This is a genomic window from Mesorhizobium sp. P160219 (assembly GCF_057786095.1).
In genome coordinates this window covers 3,399,218-3,416,737 of the sequence record NZ_JBYNWG010000001.1, presented here as the reverse complement: position 1 = coordinate 3,416,737, position 17,520 = coordinate 3,399,218, and the positions used below count along the sequence as shown (strand labels likewise).

The window sequence follows — 17,520 nt, the reverse complement described above, 5'->3', positions numbered from 1 at the left end:
CAACCGGCCCCGCATTAACCGAAGCGTTTCATCCTGTCACCAGCTTTTCGGCACTTGCCAGGCTGTTGCGCAACGGCTGATCGAAGGTTGCACAGGCAGGAACCACCCTTCTCCGAGCTTCGGTCTATCGAAACAATGTCGCACCGCTGATCACCAGGGCCGAGTGGTTAACGAGCCTTGAAAAGATGGGCCCATGTTGAACGCATTTCAGCAACCTGAAATTTAACGATTTTGTGGGCATCTTCGGACCGATATTGGGGTCCTGGCAGGGGTGCTGAAGGCATGATCCGCAGATTTCTGAACGACAGACGCGGCAACTATGCCTTGATGACAGTGATCACCATGGTGCCCTTGATGGGCGCGCTGGCGCTTGCCATCGACTACACCGATCTCTTGCGCCAAAAGCAGAACATGCTGAACGCGCTGGATGCCGCCGGGATTGCCACGGCACAGCAGATCGTCACCGGGGCGACCGACACGGCAGTCAAGGCCTATGCGAAGGATTTCTTCGAAGCCAATCTCGGCCGCGTCAAAGCAGCCAATACGGCCCTGACGGTGACGCTTCCCAACAACAACGCAGGTGGTGGCACGCTGAAGCTGTGCGCCGAATTGACGTACCACCCCTATTTCCTGCCGGCAGCGGCCATGATGATCGGAAGAACCGCCGCCGACGTCACAACATCGGCATGCTCGGAGATCCGCCTCAAAAACACGCTGGAAGTGTCTCTCGTGCTCGACAATTCCGGCTCTATGAGCATCAACGGCTCCGGCACCGGCCAGCCGCGAATAGATTTGCTCAAGAAGGCCGCGACCGAGCTTGTCAATACAATGGCGCTCCAGGCCGCACAAATGAAGCAGGTGACCAAGCCGGTGCAGTTCTCGCTGGTCCCGTTTTCTGCGTCGGTCAATGTCGGCGCTCCGATCCCCCCGGCTCCATTGCCGACGTGGCTGGACACGACCGGCATTTCCCCGATCCATCATCAGAACTTCGATTGGTCGACGATGACAGCGGCGGCAAATGCCACCAAATGGATCGAAAAAGTAGGCAGCGTTTACTACCAGCGCGGCACGGGCTGGGGCACTGACAAAGACAAGGAGATGACGCGTTTCACCCTCTATCAGGACATGATGGCAACGACCTGTACGAAGAAAAACTCGAACGGCACTTGCAAGACCTCCGTCGTCGCCAAATACGAAGCCTGGAAGGGCTGCGTGGAGGCGAGGCCGTATCCCTATAATGACGACGACACGTCGCCGACCACTGGCACGCCCGCCACCATGTTCGTGCCGATGTTCGCGCCGGACGAAGCTGGCAATTTCTGGACCGACACAACTCGCACCAGCACATCGACGTGGGGTTACGCCAACAATTGGTGGATCGATTATTCCGACACGCTGACTGTCCCCAAACGCCAGGCGGATATGCGCAAGTATTTTCTGACAAAGCCCTGGGACGCAGCAGCCGCTGCGGCCGATGATGGACCCAATTCGGCATGCACGACCGCCGCGATCACGCCGTTGCAGGACATAACCACCACCGATGGCAAGAAAATCCTGACGGATGCCATCAATGCCATGGCCCCGACGGGCAACACCAACGTGCCGGAAGGGCTGGCCTGGGGCTGGCGGACGGTGTCGAGCAACGAGCCTTTTACGCAAGGCCGGCCGAACACCGAAAGAGGCAACGACAAAGTGGTCATCGTCCTGACCGACGGCGCAAACACCTATAGCATCGGCCCCAGCAACGACATGACCAGCAACTACGCCAAGAATGGATCGACCTACGCCGCCTATGGCTACACCGGCCCTAATTTTCCGAAGCCAGTGGAGCCTGCGACCCGCCTGTTCGTCAACACGACCGTCGCCAAGACAACCTATACGGCGACCAACTACACGGCCGCGCTTGACGAGCAGATGCAAACCCTTTGCGCCAATGCGAAGAATTCGAACATTCTCTTGATGACCGTCTCGCTCGACCTTGTTAGTTCCAAGCCGGCGGAAAAGACTGCCATAGATGCGCTCAAGAAATGCTCCTCGGATTCGCGCTTCCGCAAGGATCCGACCGACCCGAGCAAACCGGCGAAGCTGTACTGGAACGCGACCGGCGCCACCTTGTCGCAAAGTTTCAAGGAAATCGCCGACGAACTGTCGAACCTGCGCATCGTCAGCTGATCGGCGCGATCTTTCGAACAAGGCGCTCCGCCTCGGCGGGGCGTTTTGCGTTCGGCAGCTGGCGCATTTGGTTAGCGCCTGGTGAAGCGCTATCCGCGCAATCGAGCAGTTTCCCAAACCCGTCCTTCAACGTTTTGTGAAACTGTGGCGGCATTGAAGAATCCGCAGGCGGGGCCGCTTACATCACATGCGTGAACTCTGGCGCACATTCCGGCGTGACTTCTGGCGTGACCGCCGCGGCAATTACGCTCTGATGACCGTTGTGGCGATGGTGCCACTGATGGGCGGCGTGGCCATGGCCGTCGACTACACCGGCGTGGTCAGCGAGAAGCAGAGGGTGGTCAACGCGCTCGACGCCGCCAACTTCGCCACCGCGCGCCGGCTGGTGGAAGGCGCCACCGACGACCAGTTGCGGGCCTATGCGCTCGACTTCTTCAAGGCAAACCTCAACGACGTCGATCCCGCCGACACGACGCTCAGCGTTACGCTGCCCAGCAGCACGACCGGCGGCGGCATCGTCAAGCTGTGCGCCAGCCTGGTCTACAAGCCCTATTTCCTGCCGGCAGCGGCGATGCTGATCGGCAGGACGTCGGAAAACGTCACCTACTCCGTGTGTTCGCAAGTCCGGCTGAAGAACACGCTGGAAGTGGCCATGGTGCTCGACAATTCGGGGTCGATGTCGAACACGGGCACGGGTGCCGGACAAAAGCGCATCGACCTTCTCAAGCAAGCCGCCAAGCAGCTCGTCGACACGCTTGCCTTGCAGGCCGCGATGATCAAGCAGATCGACAAGCCGGTCCAGTTCAGCCTTGTGCCGTTCGCCGCCTCGGTCAATGTCGGCGCCAGCAACGACAACGCGTCGTGGATCGACGCCTACGGGCTGTCGCCCATCCACAATGAGAATTTCGCCTGGTCCACCCTTAACGCAGCCGACAAATATGCCCAGAAGATCGGCGGCATCTGGTACAAGAAAGGCACTGGCTGGGGTGAGCAGGAGGGGCAGATGCTGACCCGCTTCTCGCTCTACCGCGACATGAAAGTGGTCACCAGCCACGAGCGCATCGTCGGCAGCAAACGCGTGGTCTGCGACAAATATCGTGCCAATCATACATGCTCGGACAGCCACAACGAATACGACTACAACGACACATACGGACCGTTCGCCAGCTGGCAGGGCTGCGTCGAGGTCCGTCCCTACCCCTATAATGTCACCGACGCGCCGGCCTCCGGCGGACCGAACAACACCGGCACCGGCGTCGGCGATCCCGCGACCATGTTCGTGCCGATGTTCGCGCCGGACGAGCCGGGCAATCATTGGTACATAACGCAGGACCCCGACGAGGTGGCCCCCAAGACCTATGGCGCAGCCAACAGCTGGTGGAACGACGATCCGGCGAGCACCACCGGCAAGACCAGGCAGTCCAACATGGCCAAGTATTTCCAGCCACGGCCGATCAATGCTCCGGTGCTGGGGACGGGTGCAGGTCCGAATTACAGCTGCACCACCACGCCGATCACACCGCTGACCGACGTCGCCAACGCCGCCGGGCTGACCAAGATCAAGGCAGCAATCGACCTGATGGCGCCCAACGGCAACACCAATGTGCCGGAAGGCATGGCCTGGGGCTGGCGCACCGTCTCCAGCACGGAGCCTTTCACAGGAGGACGTCCTGAGACGGAACGAGGCAATGACAAGGTGGTCATCGTGCTCACCGACGGCGAGAACACCTATTCGACGGTGAGTTCCGACCCCGCCGGCAACAAGTCGACCTATGCCGGCTATGGCTATACCGGCGTCGGCTACAACGGCACTGCGGTCACCCGCCTGTTCGGCGGCACGTCGAGCGCCATCGGCCAGCTCAACTATTCGTCGAGCAACTACACCGCCGCGCTCAACGAGCAGATGGCGACGCTGTGCAACAACGCCAAGGCGGCCAACATCATGGTGATGACGGTGGCGCTCGACATGTCGACGACCGACGCCGGCGACAAGAGCGCGATGGAGGCACTGAAGACGTGCTCGTCGGACTCGCGCTTCCGCAAGGATCCGACCGACCCGAGCAAGCCTGCAAAACTGTTCTGGAACGCGACCGGCGCCACGCTGTCCGACAATTTCAAGGAAATCGCCAACGAGCTCTCGAACCTGCGCGTGGTGAGCTGAGGGTTGAAGCTGCTGATCTTCCCCCTTGCGGGGGAAATTGGCGGCTTCGCCGCTTTCGCCAATTTTCGACGCTGGCGCAAAGTCTCCGGCCATCATGCTCTTGCGGTGAGTCAAAACGCGTGCTCGGTATCGTCACCGCTTCCCGGAGATTGCCCGTGCCCGAAACCGCCAACCATCTAGCCTTCGCGCTGGTCTGCCTGGGCATGGTGCTGACGCCCGGGCCGAACATGATCTACCTGATCTCGCGCTCGCTGTCGCAAGGCCCCAAGGCCGGGCTGATCTCGCTCGGCGGCGTGGCGGCCGGCTTTCTGTTCTATGTCGTATCGGCTGCGCTGGGCATCACCGCGCTGCTGCTTGCCGTGCCGTTTGCCTATGACGCACTGCGCATTGCCGGCGCGCTCTATCTGCTATGGCTCGCCTGGCAAGCGGTGCGGCCCGGCGGGCGCTCACCATTCCAGGTGCGCGAACTGCCGAAGGACAGGCCGCGCAAGCTGTTCGCGATGGGCCTGATGACCAATCTCCTCAACCCCAAGGTGGCGGTGCTTTATCTGTCGCTGCTGCCGCAGTTCATCTCGCTGGGCAAGGGCCATGTGCTGTCGCAGCTTCTGGTGCTCGGCGCCACGCAGATCTCGATCAGCCTGACCGTCAATGCCATCGTCGCGGTAACGGCCGGTTCGATCGCCACCTTCCTTGCCGGACGGCCGCTATGGATGGTCATCCAGCGCTGGATGATGGGCACGGTGCTTGCTGGGCTGGCGCTTAAAATGGCGACCGACGCGCAACGCTGATCGGACGCAGCGCGCCGAGACTACATCGGCCGCCGACCTTCCCATTCGAATCGGCCGGCCGAACCTGCACGGAGGCCAGCGATTGAGATTTTCGCAGCCCTGCCCGGCAAAAGCCATGATCGCCGCTAAGTCAGGCAGGCATGACAATGATCTGCACCACCAATCACCCGCTCGCGCAAACCCGCTCTGGCGCAGCAAGTCCAAAACCAAACAGGCGCCTACTGCTGATCGGCCTTGCAGCCATGGCCGGCCTCGCTGCTTGCAGCACGGTCTCGGTGCCGACCGGCGAAGGCGCCGGTGTGTCGTCCTCGGCCACCGCGACGCTGGCCGGCATCCGAGCTTCGGCCGGACTGCCGGCGCTGGTGCCGGACGCCCAGCTCGAGCAGGCCGCTCGGCAGCAGGCCGGCTATATGGCCTCACGCGAGCGCATGAGCCACACGACGGGCTGGGGAAAGGATTTCGCGTCGCGGATGAAGGACAATGGCGTGCGGGGCGCCGCCGCCGAGAACATCGCCGAGGGCCGCTTCGACCAGCAGAAACTGTTCGACATCTGGATGCATTCGGCTGGCCACCGCCGCAACATGCTCGATCCGGATTTCAGCCGCTTCGGCCTCGCCTATGTACGCGACGGACGCGACAGCGCCATCCGCTACTGGAGCCTGGTGCTCGGAAAATAGCAGCCAGCGGTTACGGCGCGAGCCAGCCGTCAGCCTTTCGCGATCAGCTCGCCGATATCCCCAGCCGACAGGGGTTTGCTGAAATAATTGCCCTGCACCTCGTCACAATTGTTCTTGCGCAGGAAGGCGACCTGGTCTTCCGTTTCGACACCTTCGGCCAGCACCCGAAGGTTCAACTTCTGCCCCAGGGAAATCACGGCGCCAGTGACCGCCTGATCGTTCTCGTCGGTCGCGAGATCGTTGATGAAGGACTTGTCGATCTTCAGCCGCGCCACCGGAAACGTCTTGAGGGCGCTGAGACTGGAATAGCCTGTTCCGAAATCGTCGATCGATATCTGCACGCCGAGCTTTTGCAGTCCGTTCATCGTTGCGACCGCCAGCTCGAAATCCTGCATGATCAGGCTTTCCGTCACTTCGAGCTCGAGATACCTCGCCTCCAGGCCGCTTTCCTTCAATGCGTTGACGACGCGGTCGATCAGGTTCTTCTCCCGGAACTGCCGCGCCGACACGTTGACGCAGACGGTTACGGGCGACAGACCGGCGCGCTGCCAGGCTTTGTTCTGCCGGCAGGCTTCGTGCAGGATCCAGTCGCCGAGCGGCACGATCAGCCCGGTCTCCTCGGCGGTCGGGATGAACATCGCCGGCGAAACCAGGCCTCGCGTCGGGTGGTTCCAGCGCACCAGCGCTTCGACGGCGAAAACCTGCCCCGATCGCAGATCCACCTGTGGCTGATAATGCAGAGCGAATTCCGACCGGGCGAGCGCGTTTCGCAATTCCTCCTGAAGCAGGAATTTTTCATGTGCCGTTGAGTTGAACTCCGGGGCATAGAACTGGAAATTGTCGCGGCCGAATTCCTTGGCGCGATACATGGCGGCGTCGGCATTGGCCAACAGCGTATCCGGGCTGGTCCCGTCCTTCGGGTAATTTGCGATGCCGATGCTGGCCGTCGTTCTCAGCCGATGCTCTCCGACAAGAACCGGTTCCGCGATCGCATCCCTGATCGTCTGCAGGGTTTCCGAGACCACATCGACATTGGTGGTTTGGTCGAACAGGACGATGACAAATTCGTCGCCGCCAAGCCGCACGACGGTGTCGGTGGCCTTCACGCATCCAACCAAACGGCTGGCGACGGTCTTGAGGAGTTCGTCGCCGGCATTGTGGCCAAACGTATCGTTCACCAGTTTGAAATTGTCGAGATCGATGAACACCACCGTCATCCAGCGATTGTATCGCTGCGCGTAGAGGACCGCCTGGGAAAGCCGATCCTCCAGCAAAGCGCGATTGGGCAGGCCGGTCAGCGCATCATGGTTGGCCATGAAGTGGATCTGGTCTTCCGCCAGTTTGCGCTCGATCGCGATGCCGGCAATGTGTGTGGTGAATTCGATCAGGCGGGTCTCGGCATGGGTGGGTTCGCGCACGGTCATCGAATACATGGCAAAGGCGCCCAACACGACGCCCCGATGCGACAGGATCGGGGTTGACCAGCACGAACGATAGCCATGGGGTGCCGCCAGTTCGCGGTAATCGTCCCAAAGCGGATCCTGCAGAATATCGGTAACAATGACCGGTTCCCGCCGGTAGATGGCGGTTCCGCAGGATCCCACCTTGGGACCGATGGCCGCCCCATCGATGGCGCTCGTATAGGCTTTCGCCAGGCCCGGCGCCGCACCGTGACGCAAATGAATGCCGTCCTTGTCGAGCAGCAGGACGGAACCGAATATCCCCTTCAACTGAGCCTCGACGAAGCGCATGAGGCGGTCGAGCACGTCCTCCAGCGGCGCGCTCGTGGCAATCATTTCGAGGATCTGCGCCTGCCCGCTGCGAAGGACATCCGCCTGCTTGCGGGCGGTGATGTCGTGGGCGATGCCAACCAGGCCGAAGATTTCATTTTGGCGATTGCGCAACGGCACCTTCGTCGACGAAAGCCATTTGCCGTTCCCCGACGCATCGACGACAAACTCTTCCGCGTCGATCATTGGTTGTCCGCTCTTGAGCAGGCGCTGCTCGACCAGGCGAAATTTCCGCGCAACTTCCGGGGGGTGGAGATCAAAATCGGTCAAACCGATCATGTCGCTGGTCTTGTTGCGGCCGCTATCGGTCGCAAGGGCGCTGTTGACCACGACGAAACGGCTTTGCGTATCCTTGACCCAGAGATAATCGGGCACCCAGTCGATCAGCGCCTGCAGCGAAATGCGCTCGTCGACGATCTGCCGATTGGCGAGGAGTTCAGTGATGTCCTCATGCGTGGCGATCCAACTGCCATCGGGCATGGGCTGGTTACGGATCTGGATTGTGCGACCATCGACAAGTTTGGCGGTCCAGAGCCGCGAAGCCTTGCCCGAATTGATCGAGCGAGCCGTTGCGAGATAGGTGTCGGCGGCCGTCGCCGCCGTGCCGGCGGCAACGCGGCGTTCGACTATTTCGCTCAGTGTCACGCCAGGCCGCAATTCCTCGGGCGCAATGCGGTAGATTTCCGCATAGCGCCGGTTGCTCAGGATCAGGCGTTCATCGGCATCGAAAAAGCAGATGCCTTGCGAAATATTCTCGATCGCAGTCTCGAAGCGCAGGGTCTGCCCTTCGAGACCCGCAATGGTCGTGCGAAGTTCTCCCTCGAGCGTATCGTAGGAAACGTCAGCCAGTCTTGCCAATGCGGCTACGCCCACCGGCCCGCGCGCCCCGACGGATCTTCTGGATGACTTCGTGACCAAACAGACCTCCTCCGGTTTGGCACCTGAAACAAGAAAGGGCCTCTGTCGTGCCAAACGAAAGTCGACTGACAATGTTACAGATGTGCTAATTCAAGATGAACTGTAACGGAATTGGAGGCGTCAGCAACCAGATACCAAAGGTGCAAATGTCATTTCAAATCAACTTCCAACGGCTCATTATCGATATTCTTTTGCACACGCGGGTTTTGACGATCATCCGAGCAACAATCATCAGGGGCAACCAGCTTGCTGCCAGCGCTACCGGCGCCCGCCTCAATCCATATGCGCGGCAGGAGCGGCCGCGCCGGCCGGAGCGGTCTTCGGCTTGCGCAGCAGGAAGACAAACGGAATGGCAACCAGCGTCATCACCATCAGCAGTTTGAAGTCGTTGACGTAGGAGATCATCATCGCCTGGATGTTGACCATGCGGTCCACCTGCGAAAGTGCCGTCGGATCGCCGCCTGCTGCCGCCGGCGAGGCCGCCCACAAATTGGGGTTGAACGGGTTGATGAAAGCCGACAGTTCGGTGTGATTGACCTGCGTGTTGCGCACCATGAGAACCGTCACCACCGACACGCCGATCGACGAACCGAGATTTCGAACCAGGCTGAACAGGGCCGTGGCGTCGGTGCGGAAGCGCACGTCGAGCGTGGCGAAGGCCACCGTCGACAGCGGCACGAACACCATGCCCATGCCGAGGCCCTGGATGACGCCGGAGCTAAGGATCAGCCAATTGTCCATCTGCGGCGTGAAGGAGGACATGGTGTAGAGCGACTGCGCGGTGAGCAGAAAGCCGATGACGACGAGGATCCGGGCGTCGATCCTGCTCATGAGCCGCCCAACGACAAGCATCGAAATCATCGTGCCGACACCGCGCGGCCCCAGGACGACGCCGATGGTCACGGTCGGATAGCCGAAGATGGTCGACAGCATCGGCGGCAGCAGCGACATCGAGGCCAGGATCAGCACGCCCATGACGAAGATGAAGGCCAGACCGGTGACGAAATTGCGGTCGAGGAAGATCTTGGGGTCGATGAAAGGACGTTCCGCCGTCAGTGTGTGGATGATGAACACCCAGAAGCCGGTGATCGAAAGAGCAAGCTCGATCCAGATTTCGACCGAGGAAAACCAGTCGACCTCGCCGCCGCGGTCGAGCAGCAGCTGCAGTGCGCCGACGCCGAGCGAAATCATGGCGAAACCGAAGAAATCGAAGCTGCGTATCCGCCGGGCAATGACCGGCAAATAGGCTGCCATGCCGAGGAAGGCGATGATGCCGACCGGCAAATTGATGAAGAACACCCAGCGCCAGTTGAAATTCTCGGTCAGCCAACCGCCCAGCGTCGGACCCAGGATCGGCCCCAGCATGATGCCGGCGCCCCAGATGGCCATCGCCTGGCCGTGGCGTTCCCTGGGGTTGATGTCGAGCAGGAAGGTCTGCGACAGCGGCACGATGGCTGCGCCGAACACGCCCTGCATCAGCCGGAAGAACACAATGCTCTCCAGGCTCCAGGCAATGCCGCACAGCATCGAGAACACGGTGAAGCCGACAACCGCCGCCAGGAACAGTTCCTTGCGGCCGAAGCGGTCGGCCAGCCAGCCGGTCACCGGCGTCATGATCGCGGCGGCAACGATGTAGGAGGTCAACACCCAGTTGATGTTGTCGGGCGACGCGCCGAGGTCGCCGATCATGGTCGGCAGCGCGACATTGGCGATCGTGGTGTCGAGCGCCTGCATGACCGTCGCCAGCATCAGCGCCACGGTGATCAGGCCGCGATGCGGCACTTCCTTGAAAGGTTCTGGTGTGGTCATGATGCGGAACTTCCGACAGGTAACAAAAACGTGTACATTAGGTTTCCGGGCGGCGAGGCCTTCTCTGGTGAAGAGACCCTCATCGCGGTGGGACGCGATCTATCGATGTGGGGGTTACATCGATCGAAGGTCTCGACACATCAGGCGCTTGCCGCCCGGAAATCCAAGGTCCGAGGGATGGGCGCCGAGATGGTCCAGGTTCTGGGCAGGCCGCGATGCGGCCCGGTCCAATCCACCCCTCGTTCAACCTGCCGTCGGACCGATCCTGTCATCTCAACTTCACCTCGCCTGCGGCGGGCGTTCTGCCGGGCCGTGATCCTGTTTTTCGAGATCACGGTCCATTCACAGTCTATTGTGCTTCGCCTGCGGTGGCGTGGCCGAAGATAGCGGGGAACCCGCGAGCAACGCCGGTATCCACCGTAACCGAGGCGCTCATGCCGGTGCGCAGCGCCATTTTGGCGTCGGCATCGGTCAGCTCCAGGCGCACCGGAATGCGCTGGGTGACCTTGACCCAGTTGCCGGTGGCGTTTTGAGCCGGCAGCAGCGAAAACTCCGCGCCAGTGCCGGCGCCGATCGCCTTGACGGTGGCCTCGAAAGTTCTGCCCGGATAGGTGTCGACGACGATCTCGGCCTTCTGGCCAGGCTTCATGTGGGTAAGCTGGGTTTCCTTGAAATTGGCATCGATCCAGGTGTCGCCGGTCTCGACCAGCGCAAAGAGCGGCGTGCCGGAACCGACATACTGGCCGACCTTGAACGAGGAGGCCTGGCTGATGACGCCGTCGGCCGGCGCCTTGACCGTGGTCTGCGCCAGATCGTAGGCGGCCTTGTCGCGCGCGGCGAGTGCGGCCATCACCGTCGGATGCTTGTCGGTCTCGATATCGGGATTGCCGGCGAGAGCCGCCTTGGCGCTGATGATGCCTTGCTCGGCAACGGCCAGTTGCTGCCTGGCCTTGTCGAGATCGTTCTTGGCCTCGTCCAGCGACGATTTGGCGTTGATGCCCTTCTGGGCAAGGTCGGCGGCGCGGTCATACTGCGACTGCGCGTAGTCGACCTGGCTGGCATCGGACTTTTCCTGCGCCAGCGCCTGGCTGTAGGCGGCGCGCAGCTGTTCGATACCGACGCGTGCGACTGCGACCGCCGCGTCGGCCTGCGCCAATGCAATCCGGTAGGGCTCGGGGTCGACGGCAAACAGCACATCGCCCTGCTTGACCTGCTGATTGTCCGAGATGCCGACCTGAACGATGCGGCCGGCGGTGTCCGAGGCGATCGACACCTTGGCCTGCTGCAAATTGGCGTTCTCGGTTTCCTGATAGCGGCCGCCGGTCACCCAGACATAACCGCCACCAATGGCCAGCGCGGCCGGCAGGACGACCATCAGCAGCAAGCGGCCGAGGCGGCGCTTCTTGACCGGAGCCGGAGTGGGCTGCACCGGGGGAGCCACCGCGACAGGTGCTGCGGCCGGCTGTGCAGGCGCTTCGGCGGCCGGCTTTGCCGGCGTCTCGATCTTGGTTACATTCTCGTCCAGCTTGGCTGCCGCGTTCATGCTGCTGCCCCTTCCGTACTCTTCAAGGACGACGTCTCGCCGTCCGCCAGGTTTTGCACGATGGTGTCCAGCGCCCGGATAAGGACGCGGCGGTCGTCCGGCGAAACGCCGACCAGCGATTCCTCATAAACTTCGCCAGCAAGGCTTTTGACCTCGGCATAGGCCGCGTTCGCCTTGGCTGTCGGGAAGATCATACGCACGCGCCGGTCAGTTGCGTCGGAGCGCCGCTCGATCCAGCCGCCCTCCTCCATCCGGTCGACGAGGCGTGAAACGCTGATCGGCTCGATTTCGAGAAGTTCGGCGAGGCGAGCCTGGGCGACGCCCGCCTCCTTGGCAACGCGAACCAGAAGCCGCCATTGTGCCGAGGAAAGGCCAAGTCCGCTGGCGCGCGCCTCGAAGCGCTTGCGCATAAGGCGCTGCACGTCGTGGATCAAAAAGCCCAATCTATCTATGCCGTCGGAAATCATGAGCGGTATATATTATAAGCGTGCTTACCATTCAAGGCGCCGCATTGCACCAGAGCCGAAAAAGAGGGATGGCAGCCATGCAGATGCGGTCATGGCACAGGCAATGACGGTTGCGGATGACCTCCCGACCGAGACGTGAATTGCCGTCGAGAACGCCGTGAGAAGAAATGTCGTCTTGCGCGTCCTCGCCACCGGCACACCTAGGCTTTCGGCGGCATTTCGCCGGCGGCGAAGGCATCGAGCCGGCGGTGGTTCCACAGCGCATAGGCAAGGGTGGTGCCCGCACCCAGCGCGCCCGGATATTGTCCCAGCGAGCCAGGCCGAGGCCGCCCAGCAACGGCTTTCCACGATGGTGACCTGCCACAGTCGACCAGCGCCTTCGATTTTACGACAGGCGCAATTTCGATCAAACTGGCCTCGCAAAAAGCCGACAAAATGTGCCGCCAAATGCGAGGAGACCTATGAACCCGACCGAGAAAGCGCTGTGGTTTGTCGAGAGCCATTTGCCGGAAGCGATCTCGCTTGAAGATGTCGCGCAAAGCAGCGGCGTCTCGCGCTTTCATGTGACGCGCGCCTTTAGCGCCGCCACCGGCCGTTCGGTGATGGGCTATATGCGCGCGCGCCGGCTGACCGAAGCGGCGCGCAAGCTGGCTTCCGGCGCGCCCGACATCCTCGAGGTCGCGCTCGATGCCGGTTACGCCTCGCACGAAGCCTTCACCCGTGCCTTCCGCGACCAGTTCGGCACGACGCCGGAACTGGTGCGCGCGCAGGGCAGCCTCAGCAATCTCGACCTCGTGGAGCCGATCCTGATGGACCAGTCCTTCCTCGCCTCACTGCCGCCGCCGCGCTTCGAGACCGGCCGCCCCTTCCTCATTGCCGGGCTCGGTGAACGCTACAGCTGCGAGACCAGCGCTGCCATTCCGATGCAGTGGCAGCGTTTCGGTCCCTATATCGGCAACATTCCGGGCGAGACCGGCGACGTCGCCTATGGCGTCTGCGTCAATGGCGACGATGCCGGCAATTTCGACTATATCGCCGGGGTCGAAGTTTCGGATTTCTCGGACCTGCCGAAGGAGCTTTCGCGGGTGCGGGTGCCGGCGCAGAAATACGCCGTGTTCACCCATGCCGAGCACATCTCCACCATCCGCCGCACCGTCAACACGATCTGGAACAAATGGCTGCCGGCCTCGGGGCACGATATAGCCGACGGCCCCGAATTCGAGCGCTACGGCCCGGAGTTCGATCCGCGCAGCGGCAATGGCGGACTGGAGATATGGGTCCCGGTGGCCTGAACGCCGCTACAGCTCCAGGTTCCAGTTCTGGCCGACCAGATCCTTGCCGAAGGCGTGATGGCGCTCTTCGTCCACCAGCCTGAAGCCGGCACTCTCGTAGATGTGGCGGGCGGCGGTCAGGATGTCGTTGGTCCATAGGGTCAGCGTCGTGTAGCCCTTGGCACGAGCAAAGCCGATGCACTCCTGAACCAGCCGCTTGCCGATGCCGAGGCCGCGCGCCGATGGTTCGACATAGAGCAGGCGCAGCTTCGCCACCGCGTCGGATTTGCGCACGACGAAGACCGAGCCGACCACCTCCCCTTGCCGTTCGGCAATCCAGCTGCGTTCCCATTCTGGATCGAAGGATTTTACGAAGGCGCCGAGGATCTCGGCGACCAGCGCCTCGTAGGTTTCGTCCCAGCCATAGTCCTGTGCGTAGATCTGTCCTTGGCGGCGCACCACCCAGCCGATGTCGCCGACCTGCAAGGGGCGCAGCATATACGGCACTTTGGACTCCGGGCTGTCGCCCAGGAGTTGCTGCACCGTCTGCATGGCCTTGACCAGCCGGTCCTGTTCGGCAGCAGGAAGCCGCTCCAGCAAGGCCGCGACCTGGTCGTGCGAAGCCCGGTTCAGCGGCGCGAAGGCCTGCCGCCCCACCGGCGTCAGCGTGATCGACGACTGCCGCGCATCCGACGCCAGCGGCGCGCGCGCAATCAGCTGCAGGTGCTCGAACTTCTTCAGGAGCCGGCTGACATAACCGGCGTCGAGGCCGAGATCGCGGATGAGATCGCTGGCGGTCAGGCCATCGCGATGCGCCAGTTCGTAGAGCACCCGCGCCTCGGTCAGCGAGAAGGCGCTTTTCAGCAGGCCTTCGTCGAGCAGACCTATCTGGCGGGTGTAGAAGCGGTTGAAAGCCCGCACCGCGTCGATGCGTTCCTTGCCGGGTTGATGATGGATCGTCATGGGAAGCCTCCTGCCCCATCAACGATCGGTCATTTATTTGACTTAGTCAAGTATCGAGGAGATGCTCCCCCGGTCGTGTCTCAGGCGATGGCGCGGCGGCGCCGTGCGATCAGGACGAACAGGCCGAGCAGCACGACGCTGGCCGCAGCACTGGCGGCGGCAAATTCCGGCACCGGCCGAAAATCCTTGCCGTCGATCAGCAGCGATGCCGCGACCGGGCCGATCGCCAGACCGAAAAGCTGGGCCGCCGGCACCAGAAGCACGGCCGTGCGCGTCTCGTCGGCGGTGATCGCCAGCCGGATCTGATAGGGCACGATGAACAGAAGGATGAAGCCCATGATCAAGGCCGCGACCCAGAAAACCGTCAGGCCGGGGCTGCCGGCGAGCATCACGGAACTGGCGACGGCGACCACGCCGATCGCCACGATGGCGAAGCGGTAGTCGATGCGCGCCTCGAAGACGGTAGCCGTCATTGCGCCCAGCACCTGCAATGCGAGGTTGGCCGAGACGATCAGGCCGACGGTGCGGCCATCGATGCCGTATTGTGCGCCAAGCGGCTCGAGAAACGCCCAGACCGAGCCGAAGAACATGAAGTAGCAGAAGACGCTCAGCAAAGCGGCAAGCGAAGGAACGGTCAGCACATTGCTGAACTGTTCCTCCTTGGGCAGGTCGGCATAGCTATCCGGGACGATGAAGGCGACGGCCACCGAGGCGATGCAGACGACGGCAAGGACGATGAAGCCGCCCGCCGATCCGGCGGCCGGGATGACGTAAAGCGCCAGCAGCAGGGCAAGGGCGCATTGCGCCAGGGTCTGAAGGGTGACGAAGAAGCCGCCGATGCGCTCGGCCCGGCGTGAACGGGCGATCAGTTCCGTGGCGACCGCCACCAGCCCACCCTCGGCGAGGCCTGCCACCGCGCGGGCGGCAATCAGCGAGGTCGAGGTCAGCGCATAGGCGGTCGCCCCGTTCGCCAGCGCCAGCAAGAGCAGAAGGACGGCACTTTTCAAGCGCATATTGTGGGCGGACAGCATCATGGCGATGGCCGCCGATCCGATGCCGATGGCGATCATCTCCGCCGTGGCGACCAGCGCGAGTTCGTCACCGCTGACATGCCCTTCGGTGTAGAGCGCGCCGAGAAGCACCGGCTGCAGCCCGAGAATGAGCAGGCCGACCGAGCCGATCCACAATGCCGAGGCGAGTTGCGCCCCAGTGGGGTTGCCGACCAGCCAGTCGCCGTTCCCGGCATCCGCGTTACCAGCAGAAGTCACGGTCGCCTCCCAACGTCCTTGCCTGACGGCAAAAAAACTGACAGTCTGTCAGCATTTAGAAACTGATACTCGATCATATTCGTTTGTCAATCAGTAGCGGGACTTGGCACCAACAAGGCTGGGGATGGTCTTGGCGATCGAATGGTCTGGGCGATCGAGAGGATGGCGGCATGAACGAAGCAGTGCAGATGACGACCGAACCGAGGCGCAGGCCCAAACAGGAGCGCAGCCGCGAGCGCATCGACGCCATCCTGTCGACGACCATGCGGCTGATCGGCGAGAAAGGCATCGACGCCGTCACCATGAAGGAAGTCGGCGCACAGGCCGGCGGGCCGATCGCCACCGTCTATCATTACTTCCCCAACAAGTCGGCGATCCTGGCGATGCTCTACGAGCGATTCTCCGAAGTGAGCCGCGCCCGGCTTGCCGCGATCGTTGCCGACGTCGGCGGGCTGAGCGACGTTATCGCTGCGGCCGACCGGCTGCTCGACGACTACTATGAGCGCGTCGCCGGCGACCCCGCCATTCAGGACCTGCAAAACGCCATCCAGGCTGACAAGGCGCTGAAGAATCTCGACATCGCCGAAACCCGGCACCAGGCGACGATGTTCTGCGACCATGTCGGCCCCTTTCTCGCGCCAGAGCGACGCAATGAGTTCGGCCGTATGGTTTTCCTGATCTTCCAGCTGGCCGGCGGCGTCGTGCGCATGGCGCTGACCCAGGACCAGGAGGAAAGCCGCCACACCATCGAGGACTACCGGTCGATCATCCATACGCAGTTGGGACTGTTTCTCTAGCGCCCGATTCGACCCCGTCCGGTCTGGTGGATGAGGTTTTCGAAGCCGTCGGACAGGTTGGCTGTGCCGGCGGCAACAATCTTCGACAGGTTCCTGGCGCGACCTGGGGTCTTGTTGGCATCGAGCAGCACGGCCCTGCCCTCATGCACGACAAAGTCGAATTTGCCATAGTCGAAGCCCAGCTTCCGACGCAAGGCGCGCAGTTCGTCGGGAACCGCAACCGGCTGCCGGCGGACGGTGTCGTCGCCCTTGACCAGGCGCTGCGGCGAGACATAGCGGGTGCAGCGCTCCCGATCGCCGCAGAATATCCAGAACCGCGCCGCAAACCCGTCGGGCTCGATTTCGGGAATGAATTTTTCCACGATCAGGTCGGCACGCCTGAAAATCTCCGGCGCCACATCGGCCAGCGAGGCATGCACCTGATAACGGTCGAAGGTCTGAGCGCCCGGGAAAGGCACTGCCTTGCCGGCGCGAACGGATTTTCGGTTGAGCTGCTCCTCGGGCGTCCCCCAATGATTGAGGTTGCTCTTGACGATGACCTGGCCGCTCCAGTTGGCACCCTCCTCGAGGATCGCACCGCTGATGCGGCGCTTGGAAATGTCGGTTGCACCAAGATTGAGACAAATCGGAAATCCGCGCGCGTAGTCGACATAGTCCGATGGCGTCACTGTCGCGTCGACATGCAGGACGGCAATATCGGCGTTATGACTTGCCGAGGGTCCACGCATGATCTGCACGGAGTGACCGCGCCGTTTCAGCTCCGCCAGGACGTCGAACAGCATGTAGGGGCTGTCCTGGCGCAGCAGGAGGCCCCGCCGGCTCTGGAAGCGGTCAAATTCATGCGTTATGACGGCAATGCGGGCCATGGCCTTTCCTGCATGAGGTAACTCGCAAGG

At 62.2% G+C, this 17,520-nt stretch carries 13 protein-coding genes and 1 pseudogene; 6 read left to right on the top strand and 8 right to left on the bottom strand.

Features of this window, described 5'->3' with window-relative positions; all coding sequences use genetic code 11:
• Positions 1–282: 282 nt before the first annotated feature.
• The 4 genes from AC3EMP_RS16590 to AC3EMP_RS16575 all read left to right on the top strand — a co-directional run bounded on the left by AC3EMP_RS16590 (position 283) and on the right by AC3EMP_RS16575 (position 5,798).
• A complete protein-coding gene (locus AC3EMP_RS16590; protein WP_023694757.1) occupies positions 283–2,172 on the top strand; it encodes a pilus assembly protein in 1,890 nt (629 codons plus the stop codon).
• A gap of 187 nt (positions 2,173–2,359) precedes the next feature.
• On the top strand, positions 2,360–4,333 hold the full coding sequence (locus tag AC3EMP_RS16585; RefSeq protein ID WP_023705732.1) for a pilus assembly protein: 1,974 nt from the start codon (positions 2,360–2,362) through the stop codon (positions 4,331–4,333).
• A gap of 155 nt (positions 4,334–4,488) precedes the next feature.
• Positions 4,489–5,121 carry a LysE family translocator gene (locus AC3EMP_RS16580; protein WP_023734257.1) on the top strand — a complete coding sequence of 211 codons (633 nt, stop codon included), beginning with the start codon at positions 4,489–4,491 and terminating at the stop codon, positions 5,119–5,121.
• 242 nt (positions 5,122–5,363) lie between these two features.
• Positions 5,364–5,798 (top strand): CAP domain-containing protein, encoded by a 435-nt coding sequence (locus tag AC3EMP_RS16575; protein ID WP_023700638.1) that lies wholly within the window; start codon positions 5,364–5,366, stop codon positions 5,796–5,798.
• A gap of 29 nt (positions 5,799–5,827) precedes the next feature.
• Here AC3EMP_RS16575 and AC3EMP_RS16570 read toward each other — a convergent pair whose 3' ends face one another.
• The 5 genes and pseudogenes from AC3EMP_RS16570 to AC3EMP_RS16550 form a co-directional block, all read right to left on the bottom strand.
• Positions 5,828–8,446, bottom strand: a complete 2,619-nt coding sequence (locus AC3EMP_RS16570; protein WP_245263080.1) for an EAL domain-containing protein — start codon at positions 8,444–8,446, stop codon at positions 5,828–5,830.
• Positions 8,447–8,779: 333 nt separating this feature from the next.
• On the bottom strand, positions 8,780–10,315 hold the full coding sequence (locus AC3EMP_RS16565; RefSeq protein ID WP_352710133.1) for a DHA2 family efflux MFS transporter permease subunit: 1,536 nt from the start codon (positions 10,313–10,315) through the stop codon (positions 8,780–8,782).
• A 349-nt stretch (positions 10,316–10,664) separates the two neighbouring features.
• On the bottom strand, positions 10,665–11,858 hold the full coding sequence (locus tag AC3EMP_RS16560) for an HlyD family secretion protein (RefSeq protein ID WP_352710131.1): 1,194 nt from the start codon (positions 11,856–11,858) through the stop codon (positions 10,665–10,667).
• A complete protein-coding gene (locus tag AC3EMP_RS16555) occupies positions 11,855–12,325 on the bottom strand; it encodes a MarR family winged helix-turn-helix transcriptional regulator (protein ID WP_023682981.1) in 471 nt (156 codons plus the stop codon). Before AC3EMP_RS16555 ends, AC3EMP_RS16560 begins: the two co-directional genes overlap by 4 nt.
• Before the next feature lie 126 nt (positions 12,326–12,451).
• Positions 12,452–12,659, bottom strand: a pseudogene (locus tag AC3EMP_RS16550) (iron chelate uptake ABC transporter family permease subunit); the annotation flags it as partial.
• A 127-nt stretch (positions 12,660–12,786) separates the two neighbouring features.
• Between AC3EMP_RS16550 and AC3EMP_RS16545 the strand changes: the two are divergent.
• A complete protein-coding gene (locus AC3EMP_RS16545; protein WP_352710128.1) occupies positions 12,787–13,617 on the top strand; it encodes an AraC family transcriptional regulator in 831 nt (276 codons plus the stop codon).
• A 6-nt stretch (positions 13,618–13,623) separates the two neighbouring features.
• On the opposite strand, the gene AC3EMP_RS16540 is transcribed toward AC3EMP_RS16545, so the two are convergent.
• Together AC3EMP_RS16540 and AC3EMP_RS16535 are read right to left on the bottom strand one after the other, a co-directional pair.
• A complete protein-coding gene (locus AC3EMP_RS16540) occupies positions 13,624–14,559 on the bottom strand; it encodes a bifunctional helix-turn-helix transcriptional regulator/GNAT family N-acetyltransferase (RefSeq protein WP_023712754.1) in 936 nt (311 codons plus the stop codon).
• Between the two features lie 80 nt (positions 14,560–14,639).
• Entirely contained in the window at positions 14,640–15,827 is a 1,188-nt protein-coding gene (locus tag AC3EMP_RS16535) for an MFS transporter (RefSeq protein ID WP_023700643.1), read from the bottom strand.
• 170 nt (positions 15,828–15,997) lie between these two features.
• Here AC3EMP_RS16535 and AC3EMP_RS16530 point away from each other — a divergent pair, with 170 nt between their 5' ends.
• Positions 15,998–16,624 (top strand): TetR/AcrR family transcriptional regulator, encoded by a 627-nt coding sequence (locus tag AC3EMP_RS16530; protein WP_023712752.1) that lies wholly within the window; start codon positions 15,998–16,000, stop codon positions 16,622–16,624.
• On the opposite strand, the gene AC3EMP_RS16525 is transcribed toward AC3EMP_RS16530, so the two are convergent.
• The gene (locus AC3EMP_RS16525) at positions 16,621–17,490 is read right to left on the bottom strand and encodes a hypothetical protein (protein ID WP_352710126.1); all 870 of its coding nucleotides are present in this window, start codon (positions 17,488–17,490) and stop codon (positions 16,621–16,623) included. The two genes, AC3EMP_RS16530 and AC3EMP_RS16525, sit on opposite strands and share 4 nt — an antisense overlap.
• Positions 17,491–17,520: the final 30 nt, after the last annotated feature.

What these genes read in the sequence shown, in the direction of transcription:
- AC3EMP_RS16565 (WP_352710133.1), bottom strand. Translation starts at nt 10,315, where the DNA reads ATGACCACACCAGAACCTTTCAAGGAAGTGCCGCATCGCGGCCTGATC.
- AC3EMP_RS16540 (WP_023712754.1), bottom strand. Translation starts at nt 14,559, where the DNA reads ATGACGATCCATCATCAACCCGGCAAGGAACGCATCGACGCGGTGCGG.
- AC3EMP_RS16525 (WP_352710126.1), bottom strand. Translation starts at nt 17,490, where the DNA reads ATGGCCCGCATTGCCGTCATAACGCATGAATTTGACCGCTTCCAGAGC.
- AC3EMP_RS16585 (WP_023705732.1), top strand. Translation starts at nt 2,360, where the DNA reads ATGCGTGAACTCTGGCGCACATTCCGGCGTGACTTCTGGCGTGACCGC.
- AC3EMP_RS16530 (WP_023712752.1), top strand. Translation starts at nt 15,998, where the DNA reads ATGAACGAAGCAGTGCAGATGACGACCGAACCGAGGCGCAGGCCCAAA.
- AC3EMP_RS16545 (WP_352710128.1), top strand. Translation starts at nt 12,787, where the DNA reads ATGAACCCGACCGAGAAAGCGCTGTGGTTTGTCGAGAGCCATTTGCCG.
- AC3EMP_RS16575 (WP_023700638.1), top strand. Translation starts at nt 5,364, where the DNA reads ATGGCCGGCCTCGCTGCTTGCAGCACGGTCTCGGTGCCGACCGGCGAA.
- AC3EMP_RS16560 (WP_352710131.1), bottom strand. Translation starts at nt 11,858, where the DNA reads ATGAACGCGGCAGCCAAGCTGGACGAGAATGTAACCAAGATCGAGACG.
- AC3EMP_RS16555 (WP_023682981.1), bottom strand. Translation starts at nt 12,325, where the DNA reads ATGATTTCCGACGGCATAGATAGATTGGGCTTTTTGATCCACGACGTG.
- AC3EMP_RS16590 (WP_023694757.1), top strand. Translation starts at nt 283, where the DNA reads ATGATCCGCAGATTTCTGAACGACAGACGCGGCAACTATGCCTTGATG.